17 protein-coding genes and 1 tRNA gene are annotated in these 17,284 nt (G+C 67.8%); 10 read left to right on the top strand and 8 right to left on the bottom strand.

The annotated features are described in order from the left end of the window. Positions 1–22 precede the first annotated feature (22 nt). Positions 23–718 (bottom strand): FadR/GntR family transcriptional regulator, encoded by a 696-nt coding sequence (locus tag J2852_RS03285; protein ID WP_209870907.1) that lies wholly within the window; start codon positions 716–718, stop codon positions 23–25. A gap of 210 nt (positions 719–928) precedes the next feature. Here J2852_RS03285 and uxuA point away from each other — a divergent pair, with 210 nt between their 5' ends. Further along, the gene (uxuA, locus tag J2852_RS03280) at positions 929–1,972 is read left to right on the top strand and encodes a mannonate dehydratase (RefSeq protein ID WP_209870904.1); all 1,044 of its coding nucleotides are present in this window, start codon (positions 929–931) and stop codon (positions 1,970–1,972) included. 35 nt (positions 1,973–2,007) lie between these two features. Here the strand turns inward: uxuA and J2852_RS03275 are convergent, their stop codons facing one another. Further along, positions 2,008–2,853, bottom strand: coding sequence for a DUF6920 family protein (locus tag J2852_RS03275; RefSeq protein ID WP_209870901.1), 846 nt, complete (start codon positions 2,851–2,853; stop codon positions 2,008–2,010). A 36-nt stretch (positions 2,854–2,889) separates the two neighbouring features. Continuing rightward, complete coding sequence (locus J2852_RS03270) at positions 2,890–3,519, bottom strand: TetR/AcrR family transcriptional regulator (RefSeq protein ID WP_209870898.1); 630 nt, start codon at positions 3,517–3,519, stop codon at positions 2,890–2,892. Between the two features lie 212 nt (positions 3,520–3,731). On the opposite strand from J2852_RS03270, the gene trpB reads away from it, so the two are divergent. From trpB to J2852_RS03250, 4 genes are read left to right on the top strand one after another with little or no spacing between them, the layout of a single operon-like run. Further along, the gene (gene trpB, locus J2852_RS03265; protein ID WP_209870896.1) at positions 3,732–4,949 is read left to right on the top strand and encodes a tryptophan synthase subunit beta; all 1,218 of its coding nucleotides are present in this window, start codon (positions 3,732–3,734) and stop codon (positions 4,947–4,949) included. Beyond that, on the top strand, positions 4,946–5,782 hold the full coding sequence (trpA, locus tag J2852_RS03260; RefSeq protein WP_209870894.1) for a tryptophan synthase subunit alpha: 837 nt from the start codon (positions 4,946–4,948) through the stop codon (positions 5,780–5,782). Before trpB ends, trpA begins: the two co-directional genes overlap by 4 nt. Before the next feature lie 25 nt (positions 5,783–5,807). After that, positions 5,808–6,791 carry an acetyl-CoA carboxylase, carboxyltransferase subunit beta gene (gene accD, locus J2852_RS03255; protein ID WP_209870891.1) on the top strand — a complete coding sequence of 328 codons (984 nt, stop codon included), beginning with the start codon at positions 5,808–5,810 and terminating at the stop codon, positions 6,789–6,791. Between the two features lie 30 nt (positions 6,792–6,821). Next, positions 6,822–8,126, top strand: a complete 1,305-nt coding sequence (locus tag J2852_RS03250) for a bifunctional folylpolyglutamate synthase/dihydrofolate synthase (RefSeq protein WP_209870889.1) — start codon at positions 6,822–6,824, stop codon at positions 8,124–8,126. 12 nt (positions 8,127–8,138) lie between these two features. On the opposite strand, the gene J2852_RS03245 is transcribed toward J2852_RS03250, so the two are convergent. Then, positions 8,139–9,686 carry a DUF2339 domain-containing protein gene (locus J2852_RS03245; protein WP_209870887.1) on the bottom strand — a complete coding sequence of 516 codons (1,548 nt, stop codon included), beginning with the start codon at positions 9,684–9,686 and terminating at the stop codon, positions 8,139–8,141. 163 nt (positions 9,687–9,849) lie between these two features. On the opposite strand from J2852_RS03245, the gene J2852_RS03240 reads away from it, so the two are divergent. From J2852_RS03240 to scpC, 3 genes are all read left to right on the top strand, one after another. Beyond that, a tRNA-Arg gene (locus J2852_RS03240) sits at positions 9,850–9,926 on the top strand. A gap of 53 nt (positions 9,927–9,979) precedes the next feature. After that, on the top strand, positions 9,980–11,515 hold the full coding sequence (locus J2852_RS03235; RefSeq protein ID WP_209870884.1) for a tetratricopeptide repeat protein: 1,536 nt from the start codon (positions 9,980–9,982) through the stop codon (positions 11,513–11,515). Positions 11,516–11,699: 184 nt separating this feature from the next. Further along, the gene (scpC, locus tag J2852_RS03230) at positions 11,700–13,208 is read left to right on the top strand and encodes a succinyl-CoA:acetate CoA-transferase ScpC (protein WP_209870881.1); all 1,509 of its coding nucleotides are present in this window, start codon (positions 11,700–11,702) and stop codon (positions 13,206–13,208) included. 96 nt (positions 13,209–13,304) lie between these two features. On the opposite strand, the gene J2852_RS03225 is transcribed toward scpC, so the two are convergent. Both J2852_RS03225 and ybaK read right to left on the bottom strand, forming a co-directional pair. Beyond that, on the bottom strand, positions 13,305–13,487 hold the full coding sequence (locus tag J2852_RS03225; protein ID WP_209870878.1) for a hypothetical protein: 183 nt from the start codon (positions 13,485–13,487) through the stop codon (positions 13,305–13,307). 180 nt (positions 13,488–13,667) lie between these two features. Further along, positions 13,668–14,159 carry a Cys-tRNA(Pro) deacylase gene (ybaK, locus tag J2852_RS03220; protein ID WP_425514346.1) on the bottom strand — a complete coding sequence of 164 codons (492 nt, stop codon included), beginning with the start codon at positions 14,157–14,159 and terminating at the stop codon, positions 13,668–13,670. 258 nt (positions 14,160–14,417) lie between these two features. Between ybaK and J2852_RS03215 the strand changes: the two genes are divergently transcribed. After that, positions 14,418–14,990 (top strand): helix-turn-helix domain-containing protein, encoded by a 573-nt coding sequence (locus J2852_RS03215; protein WP_209870876.1) that lies wholly within the window; start codon positions 14,418–14,420, stop codon positions 14,988–14,990. Positions 14,991–14,993: 3 nt separating this feature from the next. On the opposite strand, the gene folE is transcribed toward J2852_RS03215, so the two are convergent. Together folE and apaG are read right to left on the bottom strand one after the other, a co-directional pair. After that, entirely contained in the window at positions 14,994–15,674 is a 681-nt protein-coding gene (gene folE / locus J2852_RS03210; RefSeq protein WP_209870873.1) for a GTP cyclohydrolase I FolE, read from the bottom strand. Between the two features lie 162 nt (positions 15,675–15,836). Continuing rightward, entirely contained in the window at positions 15,837–16,229 is a 393-nt protein-coding gene (gene apaG / locus J2852_RS03205) for a Co2+/Mg2+ efflux protein ApaG (protein WP_209870870.1), read from the bottom strand. A 424-nt stretch (positions 16,230–16,653) separates the two neighbouring features. Here apaG and J2852_RS03200 point away from each other — a divergent pair, with 424 nt between their 5' ends. Continuing rightward, positions 16,654–17,280, top strand: coding sequence for a GNAT family N-acetyltransferase (locus J2852_RS03200; protein ID WP_209870867.1), 627 nt, complete (start codon positions 16,654–16,656; stop codon positions 17,278–17,280). The last annotated feature ends 4 nt before the right edge of the window (positions 17,281–17,284 follow it).

Here is a 17,284-nt window from a genome sequence, read left to right as displayed (position 1 = left end):
GGTAGGGCGCGGTGGTGGCGCGTTACGGCCCCTGCACCCCGAAGAGTTGATCGTAGGCGTTCCGGATGTGCGCCTGCATCGCCGACTTGGCGGCTTCTGCGTTGCGGCCTTGCAGCGCGCCGAGGATGGCGCGATGGTCGGCGCACATGCTGCGGGCCACCGTTTCCCCCGAAAACTGCTTCTCGAAGGCGGCGTAGTGGAGGGATTGCCGCTTCTTCCATAGCAGGTCGGTGATCTCCACGAACACCGGGTTGCCGGTCATGGCGCCGATCAGCTGGTGGAACTGCCGGTCGTGGCCGTGGAAGGCGGCGCGGTCGGCCACCTCGCTCTCCATGACATCGACGAGGCGGGCGATGTCGGCCAGTTGCTCGTCGGTGCCGTTCCGGGCGGCCAGCGCGGCGATTTCGCCCTCGACGACCTCGCGGGCCTCCATCAGGCAGGCGACTCCGACGCTCTCGTCGGACGGGACCTCCGACGCGTCGGGAAGCCGTTGCGACACGAAGACGCCGTGCCCGGTCCGGATCTCCACCCAGCCGTTGATCTCCAGCGCGATCAGCGCCTCGCGGACCGAGGAGCGGCTGACCCCCAGCTGCTTCGCCAAGTCACGCTCGCCCGGCAGCAGCTGTCCGGGCGCGAAGTGGCCCTCGCGGATGTACCGGATGAGGATGTTGGAAATCTGGCGGTACAGACGCTCGACCTTGACCGTCGGCAGATCCATGGCAGGCGACTCCGGAACATGGGGCTCCAAGGCCCAGCGGCGATAGCAATGCGTCTGGACCGGCGCAACATCAAGGGCGATCGCGCCACCAATGCGCCATCGCTTCCATCTTGCGGCAACCGTGCGTGAGGCGTAGGCTGTGGTCCACTGGTCAGGCCAGTAGACCACTGGACCGGTTGGCCGGCAATCGCTCATTCGAGATGGTGCATCATGAAGATGACGTTCCGGTGGTACGGCGACAGCGATCCGATCCCGCTCAGCCACATCCGCCAGATCCCCGGCGTGCAGGGCATCGTGTCCGCCGTGTACGACGTTCCGGTCGGCGAGGCTTGGCCGGTCGAGAACATCCAGGCGCTGAAGGACAAGATCGAAGCGCATGGCCTGACGCTGGAAGTGATCGAGAGCGTCCCGGTCCACGAGGACATCAAGCTGGGCAAGCCGACCCGCGACCGCCTGATCGAGAATTACTGCACGACCCTGAAGAACCTTGCCCGGTGCGGCATCAAGGTTGTCTGCTACAACTTCATGCCGGTGTTCGACTGGACGCGCACCTCGCTGGAGATGCGGCTTCCCGACGGTTCGACGACGTTGTCCTTCGAGGTCGAGACGGTGGACCGGATCGACGTCAGCCAGGGCATTTCCCTGCCGGGCTGGGACGCCAGCTACCGCCCCGAGGAACTGCGCGCCCTGCTGGCCGAGTATGAGGCGGTCGACGAGGAGGCGCTCTGGGGGAACCTGGAGTATTTCCTGAAGAAGGTCATCCCGGTCGCGGCCGAGGCCGGCATCCGCATGGCGATCCACCCGGACGATCCGCCGCGCCCGATCTTCGGTCTGCCGCGCATCGTGAAGAACCGCGCCGACCTGCTGCGCCTGCTCGACATCGTGGACGATCCGGCCAACGGGCTGACGCTGTGCTCCGGCTCGCTGGGCGCCTCGTGCAAGAACGACATTCCGGCGCTGGTGCGGGAATTCGCCGGGCGCAAGCGCATCCACTTCGCGCACCTGCGCAACGTGAAGGTCACCGAGGCGGGCGACTTCTACGAGACCAGCCACCGCTCGGCGGACGGTTCGCTCGACATGGCGGAGATCGTGAAGGCCTATTACGAGGCGGGCTTCGACGGCTACGTCCGCCCGGACCACGGCCGCATGATCTGGGGCGAGACCGGCAAGCCGGGCTATGGGCTCTATGACCGGGCGCTCGGGGCCGTGTACCTGAACGGGCTGTGGGAAGGCATCGCGAAGGCCGAGGGGTAACAGGATCCGCGGCGTGCCTTTCGGGGGAGGGCGGCTTACGGCGCGAAGGCGATGCTGGTCACCCGCCCGCGCCAGAAGGGATGCCGCTCGCCCTTGGCGGCCCGCGCGATCTCGAATCCCATGGGGATCATCATGCCATCGACCAGACGGTAGTCCGTGCGCGTGACGTGCTCGCCGGAGCCGTGATAGGGCGTGTCGAGATCGCCATCGGCCTCGGCGTCGAACCGCTCCAGGCTGCCGTCCGGCCGGAAGGTCGCGACGAGGGTAGCTTCCAGCCCGCCCGAGGACACGACGGCGCGGGCGCGCGTTGCGTCCACCGACTCCCACCGCACCGGGCCGCCCGGCAGCAGCGCCATGGGATAAAGTGGGCTTTCCAGCAGCCAGCGGCGCAGCGACATGCGGTTGAGCGCGTCGTTCTCGCGTTCATCGACCACGGTGACGGTCGACAGGATTCGGGCCTTCATCTCCATCCTGCCATCGGCGAAGGCGTCGTAGGCGCGTGCCCAGACGCCGGGCAGGATCGGTGTCGTGGCGGCGAACAGCAGGGCCGGGGTGCCGACCGCGATGGTCTGTTCGGCGGTGGTCGGCGCGAAGCCCTCGCTGCGCGGGCGGCGGAACTCGCCTTCCTGGGCGAGGGTGACTGTCCGAAACGGACGCGGCGGCTGCGGGAAGGTAAAGCGGAAATAGGCCTGCACGGGAGGCGGCAGCGTGGCGAGCGTCACCGGGTCGAGCGCTGGCGGCAGGGCCGTCCGCGCGGTTTCCTGGACCTTGGCCGCGTGGGCGGCGATGTCGGCTTCGGTCCTGGCCGACGATAAGCCGACCGTGCCGGCGGCGGCGAGGATGGGGGCGGCCACCAGCAAGGCGGCCAGGGACATGCGCATAGGGACCTCCTGTCCGTACGGGGAGCGGGCGGCGTCTCACGGTGGCGGTGCCGGGGGGCGCGTCGCTCCGATCATGTCCATGACCGCATCGACGGTGGCGGTGGCCAGTGCCGTCCGGTCGCCGATGCCGGCGGGAACGCGGTCGCCGATCATCAGCGACGCGGCGCCGTGAACCGTGGACCACAGGGTGAAGGCGACGACATCCGGTTCGCGGCCGGGCAGATAGCCCAGCGCTTGGCACCCGGCGATGCTGGCCCGCAGAAAGCCCAGCAGTCGCAGGCCGATGTCGGTTGCGAACGGGTTGTCTGGCAGGCCGGCGACGGGCGGGGCGTTGAACATCAGCTGATAAAGCGCTGGATTTTCGAGCGCGAAGCGCAGGTAAGCCATGCCGCCCTCACGCAGCCGGGCGATGGCGTCCTTGCCGGTGTTCGCCGCGACCGCGAGTTTTTCCGCGTAGAGCTTTTCGAAGCCCGCGTCATGCACCGCCCGCAGAAGCGCGTCCTTGTTGCGGAAGTGGTTGTAGAGGGCGGGCGCCCGGCAGCCGACCGCGGCGGCCACGTCCGCCATGGTGATCGACCCGACGTCCCGGTGCGCGAGCAGGCGGACGGTTTCCGTTACAGCGCGGGCAGGAATGTCGATCGCCTCTTCCTTGCGGGGCCGGGCCATGCGTGCGCTTTCAGCGTCGTTGGATAAAATGAACGACATTAATTTAATCCCGTTCAGTTTTTACGTCAAGGGAGACGCCGGCCCCTTGTCCCGCCCCGTCATGTCCCCATGTTGCGGGGCATGGTGGGCGGACGCTTCAAATCCGTGGCGACCGCCGCTATGGTGGCGCCTTCCGGGTGCCGTGCGACCCGCTTCAGGCAGTTTCCCAGGCGATGACCAGACCCAACACCTTCCGTTCCGGTCCCGACGAGCGCGGGCATTTCGGCATCTATGGCGGACGTTTCGTCGCCGAGACGCTGATGCCGCTGATCCTTGAGGTGGAGAAAGCCTACAAGGCGGCCAAAGCCGATCCCGCCTTCGAGGGCGAGATCCGCCAGCATCTCAAGCAGTATGTGGGCCGGCCGAACCCGCTCTATTATGCGGAACGGCTGACGGAAAAGCTCGGCGGCGCGAAGATCTACTTCAAGCGCGAGGAGCTGAACCACACCGGCGCGCACAAGATCAACAACTGCATCGGGCAGATCCTGCTGGCCCGCCGCATGGGCAAGACGCGCATCATCGCCGAGACGGGCGCCGGGCAGCATGGCGTGGCGACGGCCACGGTCTGCGCGCTGTTCGACATGCCCTGCGTCATCTACATGGGCGAGACCGACATCGCCCGGCAGCAGCCGAACGTCTTCCGCATGAAGCTGCTGGGGGCGGAGGTCGTTCCCGTCACCTCCGGCGCCAGGACGCTAAAGGACGCGATGAACGAGGCGCTGCGCGACTGGGTCACCAACGTCGCCGACACCTATTACCTGATCGGCACCGCCGCCGGTCCGCACCCGTACCCGGCCATGGTCCGCGACTTCCAGTCCGTCATCGGCGACGAGGTCCGCGTTCAGATGCAGGAACTGGAAGGCCGCTTGCCGGATTCGCTGGTCGCCTGCGTCGGCGGCGGGTCGAACGCCATCGGCCTGTTCCACCCGTTCCTGGACGACCCGTCCGTGGCGATGATCGCGGTCGAGGCCGCCGGCCACGGCATCGAGAAGGGCCCGCTGGAGCACGCCGCCTCCATCACCGGGGGGCGTCCGGGCGTGCTGCACGGCAACCGCACCTACCTGCTGCAGGACGAGGACGGGCAGATCATCGAGGGCCACTCGATCTCCGCCGGCCTCGACTATCCGGGCGTCGGGCCGGAGCACGCGTGGCTGAACGACGTCGGCCGGGTCGAGTATGTCTCGGCCACCGACCAGGAGACGCTGGACGCCTTCCAGCTCTGCGCCCGCACCGAGGGCATCATCCCCGCGCTGGAATCCGCGCACGCGCTGGCCGAAATCGTCAAGCGCGCCCCGAAACTGCCCAAGGACCACCTCATGGTGCTGTGCCTGTCGGGCCGCGGCGACAAGGACATCTTCTCCGTCGCCCAGCACCTGGGAGTGAAGCTGTGAACCACGACACCGGTCGTATTGCCCACCGCTTCGCCAAGCTGCGGGCGGAGGGGCGCGCGGGCCTCGTCACCTTCATCACGGCGGGCGATCCGGACCTGGAGACCTGCCGGACGATCCTGGACGGCCTGCCCGACGCCGGCGCCGACCTGATCGAGCTGGGCCTGCCCTTCTCCGACCCGATGGCCGACGGCCCGGCGATCCAGGCCGCCAGCCTGCGCGCGCTGAACGGCGGCATGACCACGCGCAAGGTCCTCGACCTCGTGCGCGGCTTCCGCGCCAAGGACGGCGCGACGCCGATCATCCTGATGGGCTATTACAACCCCATCCACGCCTACGGCGTGAACCACTTCCTGGCCGACGCGGTGGAAGCGGGGGTCGACGGCCTGATCATCGTCGATCTGCCGCCGGAAGAGGACGAGGAGCTGTGCATCCCGGCGCTGAAGGCCGGGGTGAACTTCATCCGTCTGGCGACGCCGACCACCGATGACCAGCGCCTGCCGGTGGTGCTGCAGAACACGTCGGGCTTCGTTTATTACGTGTCGATCGCCGGCATCACCGGCACGGCCAGCGCCGACAACACGGCCGTCGGCGCGGCGGTGGGGCGGCTGAAGCGCCACACCGACCTGCCAGTCGCCGTCGGTTTCGGCATCAAGACGCCGGATCAGGCCGCCAACATCGCCCGCATCGCCGACGCGGCGGTGGTGGGCTCCGCCATCGTCACCCGCATCGCGGACGGAATCGACGCCGAAGGCAAGGCTCGTCCGGGTCTGGCCGAGGATGTGCTGGGCTTCGTGCGCGAATTGTCGGCCGGCGTGCGCAAGGCGCGCATCTGAGAGCGGGAAAAGAGGAAAGACTTCGATGAACTGGCTGACCAACTACGTCCGCCCCAAGATCCGCGCCCTCTACGCCCGCAAGGAGGTTCCGGACAACCTCTGGCACAAGTGCCCGAACTGCGAGGCGATGCTGTTCCACCGCGATCTGGAAGAGCACCTGAACGTCTGCCAGCACTGCGGCTTCCACATGCGGCTGGACCCGATCAAGCGCCTGACCACGCTGTTCGACGACGGCGCCTACGAGACGGTGGAACTGCCGAAGTCGGTGGTCGATCCGCTGAAGTTCCGCGACCAGAAGCGCTACACCGACCGCCTGAAGGAGGCCCAGTCGAAGACCGGGCGCCATGACGCCATCGTCGTCGGCTCCGGCTTGATCGGTGGGCAGCCGGCGGTCGTCGCGGCCTTCGACTTCGGCTTCATGGGCGGTTCCATGGGCATCGGCGTGGGCGAGGGCATCCTGACCGCCGCCCGCACGGCCATCGCGCTGAATGCGCCGCTGATCGCCGTTCCGGCCTCGGGCGGCGCGCGCATGCAGGAAGGCATCCTGTCGCTGATGCAGATGCCGCGCTCCACCATCGCGGTGGAGATGGTCAAGGAAGCGGGCCTGCCCTACATCGTGGTCCTGACCGACCCGACCACCGGCGGCGTCACGGCCTCCTTCGCCATGATCGGCGACATCCACATCGCCGAGCGCGGCGCGCAGATCGGCTTCGCCGGCGCCCGCGTGATCGAGAGCACGATCCGCGAGACCCTGCCGGAGGGCTTCCAGCGCTCCGAATATTTGCTGGAGCACGGCATGGTGGACATGGTCGTCCATCGCCGCGACCTGCGTCCGACGCTGATCCGCACGCTGGGCCTGCTGATGCAGCCGAAGCTGGGCGTCGCGTCGGACGGGGAGGAGATCATCCCCCCGGACCACGCGGAGAAGACGGCGGCCCAGGCCGAAGCGGCCGACGCGACGCCGACCCAGGCCGGAGCCGTGAAGGCGGGCGCCGAGCAGCCGGCCTGACGCCCGTCCACCCAAACTTAGGAAGCATCCGTGGGGACCAAGCCTGAGGGGTCGCGCGCCGACCCGGTGCTCGACCGCTTGAAGGGGCTGCACCCCAAGGTCATCGACCTGTCGCTGGACCGCGTGCACCGGCTGCTGGCGGCGCTCGGCCATCCCGAACGCCAATTGCCGCCGGTCGTCCATGTGGCGGGGACCAACGGCAAGGGCTCCACGGTCGCCTTCCTGCGCGCCATGCTGGAGGCGGCGGGATACCGCGTTCACGTCTACACCTCGCCGCACCTAGTGCGCTTTCACGAGCGCATCCGGCTGGCCGGCAAGCTGATCGACGACAACCGGCTGGCCGCCCTGCTGGAGGACTGCGAAGTCGCCAACGCCGGACAGCCGATCACCTTCTTCGAGGTGACCACCGTCGCCGCCTTCCTAGCCTTCGCGCGGGAGCCGGCGGACGTGGTGCTGCTGGAGACTGGGCTCGGCGGGCGGCTGGACGCCACCAACGTGGTGGACCGGCCGGCGGTGACGGCGATCACGCGCATCTCCTACGACCACCGCCAGTTCCTGGGCGACACGCTGGAAGCCATCGCGGGCGAGAAGGCTGGCATCTTCAAGCCGGGCGTCCCCGCCGTGCTGGCCCCGCAGCCGCAGGAAGAGGCGGAACGGGCGCTGACCGCGCGGGCCGCCGAGGTCGGAGCGCCGGTCTACAACTGGCGCGTCACGCCGACCGAGGGTGGCTTTCGGTTCGAGAGCGCCCGGCGCGCGCTGGACCTGCCGCCGCCGGGGCTGGCCGGGGCTCACCAGATCGTCAACGCCGGGGTGGCGCTGGCTTGCCTCGACCATCTGCCGCTGACCGTGGACGACGAGGCGATGCGCCGGGGCCTCGCCGCCGTGGAGTGGCCGGCCCGCCTGCAACGGTTGACCCGTGGTCCGCTGGCCGACAGCCTGTCCGAGGGCTGGGAACTGTGGCTGGACGGCGGTCACAACGATTCGGCGGGCGAGGTGCTGGCCGTGCAGGCTGCCTCCTGGGCCAAGGAGGAACCAGTCCGCCCGCTGCTGCTGGTCTACGGCATGCTGGCGAGCAAGGAGCCGCAGGAGTTCCTGGGGCCGCTGGCGCCCTTCGTCACCGCCGCGCGCACCGTCTCCATTCCAGGCGAAGAGGCGTCGCTGTCCGCCGAGGACACCGCTGTCGCGACGCGCGCCTGCGGCATCGCCGACTCGGCCGCTGCGGAAGGTGTGGCGGAGGCTCTGGCCGACCTGAAGGGCCGCGTGCCGGGTCCGGCGCGCGTGCTGATTTGCGGGTCGCTCTATCTGGCCGGGACGGTGCTGGCGGAGAACGGGTAAGGCGGCGGCCGGTTACCGGCCGCGCTTGCCGTCCAGTTCCAGCATGCCGCGCAGGGCGGCGATGGTCTTGTCGAGCGGGCTGGGGGCTGACTTGGCCGACTTTTCGTCGTCCTCTTCGTCCTTGACCTCGTCCACCAGATCAACGGTCGTGGCATCGTCGTCCCAGGGCGCCCGTTCGCCGGGGGCGTAGATGTCGGTCGGCGACAGCGCCTTCGAATCCCTGTCCGACGGGTCTTCCTTCTGCCGGACGATCTCGGCGAGCGACAGGGGGCGGTGCTCCTCCTCCTCAGGATCGTCGGCCTCGACGAGGGCGCGCAGGGCCTTCAGCGCCTCTTCCATCTCCAGTTCCTGGGCGGATTTCCGGGGCTTGGGCGCCTCGTCCGGCTCGGGTTCGGGGGCTTCGTCCGTCAGCGGTCGCATGCGGGGGGCATCGTCGGCCCTGCCGGCAATGTCCCCAACGGCAATGTTCTCGACCCCGATGTCTTTGGTGTCGTCGTCCTCGAAAGCGGAATCCACGATGGCGAAACGCGGGCGCGCGGGCGGCTCGTCGTCCTCGGCATCCTCCTCCGCACCGGCGGGTTCGGCGGCGGCTTCCTGCACCATGTTGCGGAGCGCCGCGATGGTCTTGTCGAGCGGCTGGTCGTCGGGTTCGCGTTCCCAGCCGCGGTCCCGCTCCCAAGGCGGCGGGGCCTTTTCCGGGTCGCGGATGGCGAAGGCGAGGATCTCCTCCTCCGACGGCTCCTCGTCCGCGTCGGGGAGTTCGTCGCCGAAGCCGGCGGCGTCGTCGAACTCGTCTTCGTTCTCGTCCTCGTCGAAGTCGCTGCGCACCAGGGCTTTGGGCGAGAAGACGGGCGGCAGGGCGTCCTCTTCGTCCTCTTTGCCCTCGTCGTTTGTCCTCTCGTCCTTGTCACCGGCGTCGATCATGCCGCGCAGGGCAGCGATGGTCCAGTCGAGTGGCTCTTCCTCCACCGTTGCCGGTTCTGCCTGTTCGGGAAGGGTGCCCTCATCGGCCGGAGGCTCATCGGCTTCCAGGCGGGCCGCCATGTCGGCCAGCGAAATGGGCTCCCACAGCGGGCGGCGCCCCGACTCGGGTGCTGGCGGGCCATCGGCAATCAGCGCTTCAAGCGGTATGTCGTCCGGCTCGGCCGGCTTATGCTTTGCCGGCTCCGCCGGCTTGTGCTTGCCCGGCTTCACCGGTTCGCAGGGCGGTGGCTGGACGGCCTCGCGCGAGTCCGCCTTTTCATCCCCTTGCTCCTCCCCGTCGCGGCTGCGCACCGCGTCGAGCAGCCCTTGCAGGGCGGCGAGCGGGCCGGCGAAGGTGGGGGCCTGGGCGGGTACTTCCGCCTCCGCCGCCGTCACGACGGACAGGTGCGCGGGCGCCGGCCGAGTCTCCGTGTCACGGGAATCGCACTTCGAGCAGCGGTAGTGCGGGGCGATGGAGAGCACCGGGTAGTTGGGTCCGAACCGCCGCTGCAGCCTGGCGCGCGGCAGCACGCCTTCATGTCCGCAGGCGCAGCAGCGGACGTGCACATCGACCTCGATGTCGCGTAGGTACAGCATGCGAGCCATCGGCGCAGTATACGCAGCGGCGTTGCCTTGCCCAGCGGATTCCGCCCGCCGGACCATGCGGCGGACCGCTGCCCGTGGTGACCTTTTCCGTCCGACGATGTTACCCGATTTGCCGCTGAACCTTCGCGCAAAGCATGCTATAAACGCGCGCAGTGCGTCCGTAGCTCAGCAGGATAGAGCACAGGATTCCTAATCCTGGGGCCGTGGGTTCGAATCCCGCCGGGCGCACCATTTCTTCTGGCGCGTTGGGTGTCTCCCATCGCATGGCGTGTGGGATGATGGGTATGGCATCCATCGAAGAAGCGCTTGCGATCGCGGTCGATCTGCATCAGGCCGGGCGGAGCGACGAGGCGGAGGCGCTGTACCGGCGCATTCTGGATGCCGATCCCGATCTGCACGGCGCCCTTTATTTTCTCGGTGTTCTCCTGGCCCAGAACGGCCGGCTTGCCGAAGCCGGAGGGCTGATCGGGCGGGCCGCCGCGCTGCGGGCCGATATCGCCGATTATCACGCCATGCTCGGCAAGGTGATGCAGGCGCTTGGGCGTGCGGAGGAGGCTGTCGGGTGCTACCGCCGCGTCATGCTGTTGCAGCCGGACGCGGGGGAGAGCTTCGCGTCGGCCGGCGTGATGCTGCAAAATCTCGGTCGTGGCGACGAGGCCATCACCGCGCTCGGCCGGGCGGCGGCGCTGGTGCCCGCCGACGCCGACATCCGGCAGCGTCTGGCGCTGCTTCTGCAGCTTCGGGGCGTTCGACACATCGAGGCACGGCGTTCGGGCCAAGCGGTGTCGGACCTGTCCCGCGCGCTGGCGTTGGGCGGGGCATCGGTGGATCTTTTCTTCCAACTCGGCAACGCCTTCGCCAGGGATGGGCAGAGCGAGCGGGCGATCACCAGCTATGCGAAGGCGATCGCGCTACAGCCCGACCACATCGGTGCGGCTTTCAACATCGGCGTCCTGAAGAAGACGTCCGGTGACCTGGAGCAATCCATCACGATGCTATCGAGGGTGGTCCGGATTGTTCCCGACTATCTCGATGCACGCGAGAATTTGGCGATCGCGCTTTACATGGCGGATCGTGTTCCGGAGGCGACGGCGCAGAGCGCGGAACTTTTGGCGCTCAAGACGCGGACCTTGCGGGTCGAGGCGGCTGCCCTTGGCCTGCCACCCCTTCCGGAAGCCCCTTCGGCCCCGCAGCGGCGCACACGGAACGTCGTCGCCTTCAGCCTGTGGGGCGATAAGGACATCTATTTGCGGGGAGCGGTGGAGAATGCCCGTCTGACCCCCGCCGTTTATCCGGACTGGACGTGCCGGTTTTATCACGACGATTCCGTGCCGGCCACGGTCCTTGCCGAACTGGCCGCACTTGGTGCCGACCTTGTCGCCATGCCGCCGGGGAGTGGGGCGACCAGCGGGCTTTATTGGCGCTTTCTCGTTTCGGACGATCCGGAGGTCGCGCGGTTCGTCTGCCGGGATTGCGATTCCCGGCTCGGGGCGCGGGAGAGGGCTGCGGTCGATGCCTGGATCGCCTCCGGCCTGCCGTTCCACGTCATGCGCGACCATGTCCTCCACACGGAGGTGATCCTGGCCGGGATGTGGGGCGGCATGGCCGGGCTGCTGCCGGCCATGGCTCCGGCGGTAGCCGATTTTTCGTCGTCGGAGGCCGACCGCTGGCAGGACCAGAGATTCCTGCGCAGCCGTGTCTGGCCGCTGATCGAGGCGCGGTGCCTCGTGCACGATAGCGTTCACCAGGAACACGGTGTGCCGTTTCCAGGCGGTGCCGCTGGGACGAAACCCTATTCCGTCGGTTGCCGTATTCTGTAAACGGCCCGCTTTGAAGCGGTAAGTCTTTCCGCATCCATTCTCATTAGGTCGACCTGATATGCCGGACCGACATTTGCGGCGGCCCGAGGCATGGTCCTATGACGTCACCCAACCAACAAAAACAGAGCTTTTGGAGCGAGTCGTTCACCTCGAACGCTCAATAATTTCAAAAATGGGACGCCCAATGTACCGAGATCGCATTCGTTTGAAATCGCTGTGGGGCAAGGTCGTCACGCCTGAGGAAGCCGCCTTTCTCATCAAGGACGGCATGACCATCGGCATGAGCGGCTTCACCCGCGCCGGCGACGCCAAGGCCGTGCCGCTGGCGCTGGCCGAGCGCGCCGCGTCGGAGAACATCAAGGTCACGCTGATGACCGGCGCCTCGCTTGGCAACGACGTGGACAAGATCTTGACAGAGGCCGGGGTGCTGGCCCGCCGCCTGCCGTTCCAGGCCGACCCCGTGCTGCGCAAGGCCATCAACCGGGGCGAGGTGATGTTCGTCGATCAGCACCTGTCGGAAACGGTGGAGCTGCTGCGCTCGCGCCAGATGGGGCCGATCGACGTGGCGGTGATCGAGGCCTGCGCCATCACGGAGACCGGCGGCATCGTGCCGACCACCTCCATCGGCAATTCGGCGACCTTCGCCATGCTGGCCGAGAAGATCATCGTCGAGCTGAACCTGACCCAGCCGCTCGACCTGGAAGGGATGCACGACGTCTACATCCCGACGCGCCGCCCCTTCCGCGAGCCGATCCCGGTGGTGACGGCGGAAAGCCGCGCCGGCCTGCCTTACATCCCCATCGACCCGTCGCGCATCGCCGCCATCGTGGTGACGCGCAAGCAGGACAGCTCCGCCAGTATCCTGCCGCCCGACGACGAGACGCAGGCCATCGCCGGCCACCTGATCGAATTCCTGGGCCGCGAGGTGCGGCAGGGCCGGCTGGGCCGCTCGCTGGCGCCGCTCCAGGCCGGCATCGGCACCATCGCCAACGCCGTGCTGCACGGGCTGATCGACGGCCCGTTCCATGACCTGACCATGTACAGCGAGGTCTTGCAGGACAGCACGTTCGAGCTGTTCGACGCCGGCAAGCTGAATTTCGCCTCGGGCTCCTCCATCACGCTCAGCGCCGGCAAGTACGCCGAGGTGCTGCCCCGGATCGGGAGCTACAAGGGCCGGCTGCTGCTGCGTCCGCAGGAGATCTCCAACCATCCGGAGGTCATCCGCCGACTGGGCGTCATCGGCATCAACACAGCGCTGGAGTGCGACATCTACGGCAACGTCAACTCCACCCACGTCAACGGCACCCAGATGATGAACGGCATCGGCGGTTCGGGCGATTTCGCGCGCAACTGCCACCTTGCCATCTTCGTCACCAAGTCGCTGGCCAAGAATGGGGCGATCTCCAGCGTCGTGCCGATGGTCACTCACGTCGATCACAACGAGCATGACGTGGACGTGCTGGTGACCGAGATCGGGTTGGCCGACCTGCGCGGCCTTGCCCCGCGCGAGCGCGCCGAGACGATCATCCGCAACTGCGTCCACCCGAGCTATCGGGAATTGGCGGCCGACTATCACCGCCGTGCCTTGCAGCGTGGCGGGCACACGCCGCACCTGCTGGAGGAAGCCTTCGCGTGGCACCAGCGCTTCCAGCAGACGGGCAGCATGCGGCCGCGCGCCCTGGCCGCTGAGTAAGGGGCGGCTGAGTAAGGGCTGCGGAACGACCTATTCTGACGGCAAAACGGGCGGGTCGCCGTGGCGGCCCGCCCGAGCTTTTCGAGAGCGCGTCGGTCAGTGGTGGCCGGCGTGCCGCTCCAAATAAAGAAGAAGCGCTGGATAATAGTGCTTCTGAGACGCGGTCACCTGCTTGCAATAGCGGCGCGCAAGACCGCTGTCGAACCATGCTTGAAGCTCGCCGCTCTGGCGTTTTTGCGCGACCATGCGGTCGATTTTGTCCAGAATCTTGTGGATCACGGTGGAGCCCTGTCTATGATTTTGCGCCGGGGCGTCCGGCATTGTCTTGGTTGCGCGTGCGTCGGCACGTGCGTCATTATGACCCCTGCGGCCGGGCGCAGATGCGCATTATCAGCATGTCTGCATATTGCGATGCACAAAACCGATTGAAGCAGGGCGGCCGGAAGCGGACTAAGTGACTTAGCCAACCGCGATTGGGCGTACGGTCGCCTTCGTCGCGCGGGCCAGATCGGCGGGGGCAAGCGCGATCTGCAGGCCGCGACGGCCGCCGTTGACGACCATTTCGGACAGAGCCTCGGCGCTGGCGTCGATAAAGGTCGGCAGGGCCTTGCGCTGGCCGAGCGGGCTGATGCCGCCGACCGTGTAGCCGGTCGTGCGCTCCGCCAGGGCCACGTCCGCCATGTCGGCCTTCTTCGCCCCGGCCGCCGCCGCAATCGCCTTGAGGTCCAGCTTCGCCGCGACGGGAATGACGGCGCAGGCCAGCGCCTTCGGCTCCAGTTGGACAATCAGCGTCTTGTAGACGACGGCGGGGTCGAGCCCCAGAGCCGCCGCCGCGTGCAGGCCGATGGCGTCCGCCGACGGATCGTAATCATATTCCAGCAGGCGGAAGGAAAGCCCCGCCGCCTTGGCCGCGTTCACCGCCGGTGTGCCCTTCGCCGCCATGGCGCCCATCGCTCCCGTCCGTTCGAGAGCGGGACCTTAGCAGACCGGACACGGGCGGGGGAGGGGCCGTTGCCAGGGTATTGTCGGGGAGTGGCAAGGGAGTAGCGGTGCACCCCCTTTGATGCCTCAATTTTGCCGAAATTGCGGACGGCTTCATGCCAACGCGCCTTGGACAGGACGGGCTTCGAACGCGATTCTGGCGACCACCTCGACCATCGCACCTTGACCCCGTTGACCCGAACCGTCCTTCCCCCCTCCAGGAGCATCATGGTCCCGCGCACGCTGCTGCTCGTCGATGACGATCCCTCGCTGGAGGGGCTGGTGCAAGGCGTTCTGCCGGTGTGCCGGGTGGTCGCCATCGGCGGGGCAGGGAAGGCGCTGGACGCGGTGCGGGAACACCGGCCGCCGGTCGTCGCCCTAGCCGTCAACGACGACTCCGAGCAATCGCAGGAGGGGCTGGATGCCCTGTCGCAAATTCTGGGGGAGGCGCCGTCCACCAAGGTCATCGCCCTGACACCGGCGGATCAGCGGCTGACGGCGGTGCGTGCGGTGGCGCGCGGGGCGCACGAGGTGTGCTGCAAGCCCATCGACGCGCAGGAATTGGCGAGCGTGGTGCAGCGGGCCTTTCGCCGCGCCGACCTGGAACTGGAAGGGCGGCGGCTGAACAGCGGTGATGTGCCGCCCACCCTGCGGGTGCTGCGCGACGAGACGGAGCGTCGGGCTTTGCTGGACGCGCTGGCGCGGTCGGGCGGCAACCTGTCGGCGACCGCCCGCCTGCTGGGTGTCAGCCGGCCGACACTCTACAGCCTGCTGCGCCAGCACGGCATCCGCGCGGACTAGAGTTCATTCGCCCCGCGACGACGGGTTGCCGATCATCGACAGGAACTCCCGCCGGGTGGACGGGTCGGTGCGGAAGGCGCCCAGCATGCGGCTGGTCACCATGGTCACGCCGGTCTTGTGCACGCCGCGCGTGGTCATGCACTGGTGCTGCGCCTCGATCACCACGGCGACGCCCTCGGGCTGGAGCACCTCGTCGATGGTGTTGGCGATCTGCGCCGTCATCTTCTCCTGGATCTGCAGGCGCTTGGCGTAAGCTTCCACCAGACGCGCCAGCTTGGAGATGCCGACCACGCGGTGGCGCGGCAGGTAGGCCACGTGCGCCTTGCCGATGATCGGCACCATGTGGTGCTCGCAGTAGGACTCCAGACGGATGTCGCGCAGGATGACCATCTCGTCGTAGCCGTCGGTCTCCTCGAAGGTGCGCTGGAGGATGTCGACAGGATCGATCTCGTAGCCGGCGAAGAACTCTTCATAGGACCGGACCACCCGGTCCGGTGTGCCGACCAGCCCTTCACGCGTGGGGTCGTCGCCGGCCCAGCGGATCAGCGTGCGCACGGCCTCCTCCGCCTCGGCGCGCGACGGGCGTGCCTCGTCGGGGGCGCCGTGGCGCAGCGAACCGGAAGTGCTGCCGTGGCCGGGGCCGCGGACGACGTTGTCGGCGTGCGGAGTTTTGGGGGGCGTCACGGAAAAACCTTTCGAAGCCTGAGCCATGGTGTCGGGTATTTGTACGGACCCTACCCGTTTCGGATCACTCGGGCGAATCCGAATTTCCGCCAGATGGCGTCCCAGGCCCCGCATTCAAGACGCTTGTATGCGCCTGCGGCGATAAGTTGCAGAAGTTTGAGGCTAATTCAGCTGACGCGGCTGGTGCGGGCTGTCCAGCGAAAAGGCGGGGATGGCGATGTCGAACGTTTCGCCGCCCCTGGTCTCCATCTGATAGCTGCCGACCATGATGCCGGACGGGGTGGGGAGCGGCGTGCCGCTGGTGTATTCGAAGGATCCGCCGGGTTCCAGCACGGGCTGCTCGCCCACGACACCGGGGCCGCGCACCTCCTGCACGCGGCCGAGCGCGTCGGTGATGCGCCAATAGCGCGTGCGCAGCTGGACCGTCTCCGGTCCTTCGTTCTCGATCCGCACGTGATAGGCCCAGACGAAACGGTTTTCAGCCGGCATCGACTGTTCTTCCAGAAAGACCGGCTGGACCGTAACGCGGATTGCGCGGGTGACTTTCGTGTACATGGCGGCACTCCCCTGCAAAGAATAGGGGTGCGAAGAAGCGGCTGTCCAGGGGGAGGCGGGGGGATTGCGGCTACGCCCGGTGTCGTGCTCCCAACGTTGGGGCGATGCGCGTGGGACACACCCCGGTCGGATTGGTCGGCGATGCGCGCCGGCGTGGGCTGGGGCGCATTTCGGTCTCTTGAACCCCCTGCCCAGCGGTGATATATGCCGATGTCCCAGCAACGGCCAATGAGCCTGGCCCATGTCTCGTTCGCACGAAATTCGCATCCGACGACGCTGCTTCGCCCCGCTGTGCGCGGGTGCGGCCGTCCTTGGGTCGCGTGCGGACGCCTTGGGTATCCGCCGGCACTAGCCGGCGACGCTCCCCCGGCGGCGGCGCGATCCGCCCTTCAAGCACCTTCTTCCCGCCGGGAGGACCCCGTCCATGATCATCTCTCTCGAAGAGTCGCGGCACGCCGCCGCGATCGAAGACCTGCTCGACCGGTCCTTCGGTCCGGATCGGTTCAAGAAGACCGCCTACAAGCTGCGCGAGGGCGTGGATCCGATCCCGGAGCTGAGCCTCGTCGCCATTGAGCATGACGAGCTGGGCAACGAAATCCTGCAAGGCACCATCCGTTTCTGGCCGGTGACCATCGGCGGCACGGTGCAGGCGCTGCTGCTCGGCCCCATCGCGGTGTCGGAGCGGCTTCAGGGCGGCGGTCTCGGCAGCAAACTGATCCGCATGAGCCTGAACAAGGCGGCGGCCCTGGGGCACGAGGCGGTGATCCTGGTCGGCGACGCGCCCTATTACGAGCGGTTCGGCTTCACGCGGCAGCTGACGCTGGGCATGCAGATGCCGGGCCCGGTCGATCTCGAGCGCCTTCTGGGCCTGGAACTGGTGCCGGGCGCTCTGGCCGGAGCCGCCGGCATGATCGGCAAGGTGGAGAGTGCGCCAGTTCTCGACACGGCGGCCCCCTTGTCCACCCTGTTCTCGGCCACGGTCTCGTCTGCCGCCACCTCCACGGGGCGGGCGATTTCAGAATCCCGCCTGTGGCGTGCTTGCACCGCTTGAAAGC

Origin of the sequence: Azospirillum soli (assembly GCF_017876165.1) — a bacterium.
Taxonomy (GTDB): Bacteria; Pseudomonadota; Alphaproteobacteria; order Azospirillales; family Azospirillaceae; genus Azospirillum; species Azospirillum soli.
Note: the sequence above shows the minus strand (reverse complement) of the source record. Positions and strands in the feature narration are given on the sequence as shown.